The sequence below is a fragment of the Bacteroidota bacterium genome (assembly GCA_030706565.1).
In the GTDB taxonomy this organism is placed as follows: domain Bacteria; phylum Bacteroidota; class Bacteroidia; order Bacteroidales; family JAUZOH01; genus JAUZOH01.
In genome coordinates this window covers 1-4,208 of record JAUZOH010000328.1, presented here as the reverse complement: position 1 = coordinate 4,208, position 4,208 = coordinate 1, and the positions used below count along the sequence as shown (strand labels likewise).

Here is a 4,208-nt window from a genome sequence, read left to right as displayed (position 1 = left end):
TCCTATTACATAAACAATAAATTATATTCGTATGAAGTCAAAATTTTATTTATTTACGCTGATCATGCTGCTGCTTGCAAGCATGGGCGTGCAAGCTCAAACAACCTCAAAGGCAAAGAAGGTTTTGGTAGTCTACTATTCTTATAGTGGCAACACGCGGGTAATCGCGAAACAAATCCAGAAAGGAACAGGGGGAGACATTTTCGAAATCCAGACCGTTAATGCCTATCCGAAAGATTACAATGCAGTGGTGGATCAGGCTAAAAAAGAAGTGAATTCGAACTACAAACCTACCCTGAGAACAAAAGTGCAGGACATCAGAAAATATGATGTAATTTTTGTCGGCTCGCCCTGCTGGTGGTCCACCATTGCACCGCCCGTGCGAACGTTTTTGACCAGTTACAATCTGTCGGGAAAGACCATCATCCCGTTCATGACGCATGAGGGCAGTGGCATGGGGCAAAGTGAAGCAGATATCAGGAAACTTTGTCCGAAGTCGACCGTGCTAAATGGACTTCCCATCCGGGGCGGTCAGGTGAAGGACGCCGAAGGCGAAGTTATGAGATGGTTGAAGAAGATTGGAATGATAAAAAAATAAGGAAGATTGAATATGCAGAAAGTCGTTTTAAACAATGGCGTGGAGATGCCCATTTTAGGATTTGGCGTTTATCAGGTAACAAACCTTGAAGAATGCGAAAGAAGTGTTTTGGATGCTTTAGAAACCGGTTACCGTCTGATTGATACGGCTGCAGCTTATCAAAATGAAGAGGCTGTGGGTCGTGCCATTAAAAAAAGCGGAATTGCCAGGGAGGAACTCTTTATTACCACTAAACTATGGATACAGGATGCTGGTTACGAAAGTGCAAAGAAGGCTTTCGTAAAGTCGTTGAAAAAGTTACAACTTGACTATCTGGATTTGTATTTAATTCATCAACCGTTTGGGGATGTTTATGGTGCGTGGCGGGCCATGGAAGAATTATACCGGGAAGGCAAGATCAGAGCTATCGGCGTTAGCAACTTCCAACCAGACAGATTAATGGATCTAATGGTTTTTAATAAAGTGATTCCTGCCGTCAATCAGATTGAAACACATCCCTTTAATCAACAAATTGAAACCCAAAAATTCTTGAAAGAGAACAATATCCAGATTGAATCCTGGGGTCCATTTGCGGAAGGTAAAAATAATATCTTCAAGAATGAGCTGTTGGTTTCCATTGCCGGCAAATACAAGAAATCTGTTGCCCAGGTTATTCTGCGATGGCTGACTCAAAGAGGAGTGGTTGCGATTCCAAAATCGGTACATAAGGAAAGAATGATTGAAAACTTCAACATTTTCGATTTTGAATTAAGTCCTGAAGAAATGGCCTCAATTGTAACACTCGATACTAAAGTCAGTAGCTTTTTCGATCATCGTAATCCGGATATGGTAAAATGGCTTGGTACGGTCAAATTTGATATTTAGCTGATAGAATTAAAAAAATCATTGATTAGAAAAGAATCGAAAATGGCAAATTCAAAAAGTCTTATCGCTTATTTTTCACGTAAGGGAAATAATTATGTGGGAGGCAGAATTGTAAACCTGCCGGTTGGAAATACAGAAGTTGTTGCAAAGAAAATACAGAAATTGACGGGAAGCGATATGTTTCAAATTAAAACTGTAGAAGTTTATCCCGAAGATTACATGGAGGCAACCAATGTAGCGCAGGAAGAACTGGTTGGAAATGCCAGACCTGAGCTTACCGGCACAGTAAAGGATATGGATTCTTATGACGTGATTTATCTCGGGTATCCCAATTGGTGGGGAACGATGCCTATGGCGGTATGTACGTTTCTAGAGTCTTATGATTTTTCAGGGAAGACCATTATTCCATATTGCACTCATGAAGGCAGTGGGCTGGGACGTAGCGAACGCGATATTAAGAAACTTTGTCCAAATGCAAAGGTTTTGCCCGGTTTAGCGATTCGAGGCGATTCTGTTTCCAGTGCAGACAAAATGCTGGAACTTTGGTTGAAGAAAAAAGATTAAAATATGATCATTAAAATATTATATTTGTTAAGAATTAAAAAATGAAAGATTAAAATGAAAAAGTATTTTTCAATTCAAATCCTGCTGACTCTTTTTTTGTTGGCAGGGATTTATGGTTTTAGTGACTATTCGCTTAAAATTGCAAATAGGGATGCAAAAAACGTAAGTATTGCTAAAGCTCCTAAGACAGATAAGAATGCCACAGCGGTAAAACCTGTTGTTTATATGACAAAAGACATCAGTCCGGCCGGGTTGATGGCCATTTACAAGGCATTGGGCAGAAAAGCAACCGGCCGGGTTGCCGTAAAGATCAGCACAGGTGAGCCTGGCGGCCACAATTACCTTTCGCCGGATCTGATTAAAAATCTGGTGCAGTCGGTGCATGGAACAATCGTCGAATGCAACACGGCTTATGGCGGACAAAGAACCACAACGGCCATGCATAAACAGGTGGCCATCGATCATGGTTTTACAGCAATTGCGCCGGTCGACATCATGGATGAGGATGGTTCAATATCCCTGCCGTTTAAAAATGGAAAAAATATTAAGGAAGATTTTGTGGGTTCTCATTTTAAGAACTATGATTTTTTCATCATACTTTCTCATTTTAAGGGCCATGCCATGGGTGGTTTTGGCGGGGCGTTTAAAAATATGTCCATCGGCATTGCCTCGGCAAGCGGAAAGATGTGGATACATTCTGCCGGCAGGTCCAAGGAAACCGGAGATTTCACTCCGGCCATCAATGCTCCTCATGATGCTTTTCTGGAATCTATGGCCGAAGCTGCGGGTGCAGTTATGAACAGTTTAGGGAAGAGAGTTTTGTACATCAGTATCATGAATAAGCTTTCTGTTGATTGTGACTGTGATTCCCATCCTGCTGATCCTACCATGAAGGACATAGGTATTTTGGCTTCGCTCGATCCGGTGGCTCTTGACCAGGCTTGTGTTGATCTTGTTTATAAGGCTCCTGATGGTAAAGACCTGATAAAACGGATTGAATCGCGCCATGGCATTCATACTATTGAACATGCTGCAGAATTGGGATTAGGCAGCAGAACCTATAAGCTGGTAAGTATTGACAAGAGATGATCAGTCGCGAGTTTATCTATCTTTGGTATTATTTTTCCGTTGTACTGCAGCAAATTGCCCCTTATTGGGCGGTGGGCATCATATTGGGTTCTGTAATATCAGTTTTTGCCAAGGAAAGGATTCATGGGGTATTGGCTTCCATGCAGAATAAAAAGTTAGGGGTGTTGGGGGTAATCCCGGCAAGCTTGCTGGGAGTTGCCTCGCCTCTTTGTATGTTCGGGACCATCCCGCTTGCAGCCTCATTTTCGCAGAAAGGGATGCGCGATGATTGGCTGGCTGCTTTCATGATGAGTTCTATCCTGTTGAATCCTCAGTTGATCCTATACAGTGCAGCTTTGGGCTCCACTGCTTTTATCATCCGTATTGTATCCTGCATTATATGCGGAATAGCAGCAGGACTGCTGGTATATGTTTTTTATCAGGATAAGGATTTTTTCAATTTTTCAGGTTTTGAGGAGCGGGCAAGTCACGATACCGATCCCAATTTGTTCCTGCGACTGGTCAAAAATATCTGGAGAAATATTAAAGCCACGGGCCTTTATTTCCTGGCAGGCATTATCCTGACCGCATTGTTTCAACGTTATGTTCCAACTCATGCGTTTGCCAGTCTTTTTGGCAGCCACCGGGGATATGGCGTCTTGATGGCTGCAGCGGTAGGTATACCTGTTTATGTTTGCGGAGGAGGAACCAGCCCTTTGCTGATGGGCTGGCTGCAGGGTGGTTTAAGCCTGGGCGCTGCTTCGGCTTTCATGATCACCGGCCCGGCAACCAAAATAACCAACCTGGGTGCCGTTAAAATTGTACTGGGAACCCGGAATTTTATTCTCTACCTGTTGTTTGCAATCTTCTATGCCTTGGTACTCGGGCTTTTGATTAATATGTTTATTTAATATGGAATGGGCTTAAGCCCATTCCTATTCATTTTAATATGAATGCCAATTCATTCATGAATTGCCTCCTGCTTTAGCAGGAGGACAAAAAATCATTTTGCATTTAATGGCTTTAGCCAAATTATGTATTAATCTTTAAATTTCTGAAATCCATATTTTTCAATCAGTTCATCATGTTCCTCTTCCCATGTTTCTCGAGAATG

General features: G+C 42.2%; 5 protein-coding genes. All 5 read left to right on the top strand.

The features are described from left to right. The first annotated feature begins 64 nt into the window (after nt 1-64). From Q8907_13455 to Q8907_13435, 5 genes are read left to right on the top strand one after another with little or no spacing between them, the layout of a single operon-like run. Nucleotides 65-598 carry a flavodoxin gene (locus Q8907_13455; GenBank protein ID MDP4275278.1) on the top strand — a complete coding sequence of 178 codons (534 nt, stop codon included), beginning with the start codon at nt 65-67 and terminating at the stop codon, nt 596-598. A gap of 12 nt (nt 599-610) precedes the next feature. Next, nucleotides 611-1,462: an aldo/keto reductase gene (locus Q8907_13450; protein MDP4275277.1), complete on the top strand. Its 852-nt coding sequence runs from the start codon at nt 611-613 to the stop codon at nt 1,460-1,462. A gap of 42 nt (nt 1,463-1,504) precedes the next feature. Continuing rightward, complete coding sequence (locus Q8907_13445; protein MDP4275276.1) at nt 1,505-2,026, top strand: flavodoxin; 522 nt, start codon at nt 1,505-1,507, stop codon at nt 2,024-2,026. A 54-nt stretch (nt 2,027-2,080) separates the two neighbouring features. After that, the gene (locus Q8907_13440) at nt 2,081-3,115 is read left to right on the top strand and encodes a DUF362 domain-containing protein (GenBank protein MDP4275275.1); all 1,035 of its coding nucleotides are present in this window, start codon (nt 2,081-2,083) and stop codon (nt 3,113-3,115) included. Next, on the top strand, nt 3,112-4,005 hold the full coding sequence (locus Q8907_13435; GenBank protein MDP4275274.1) for a permease: 894 nt from the start codon (nt 3,112-3,114) through the stop codon (nt 4,003-4,005). The genes Q8907_13440 and Q8907_13435 overlap by 4 nt, the downstream gene beginning before the upstream one ends. The last annotated feature ends 203 nt before the right edge of the window (nt 4,006-4,208 follow it).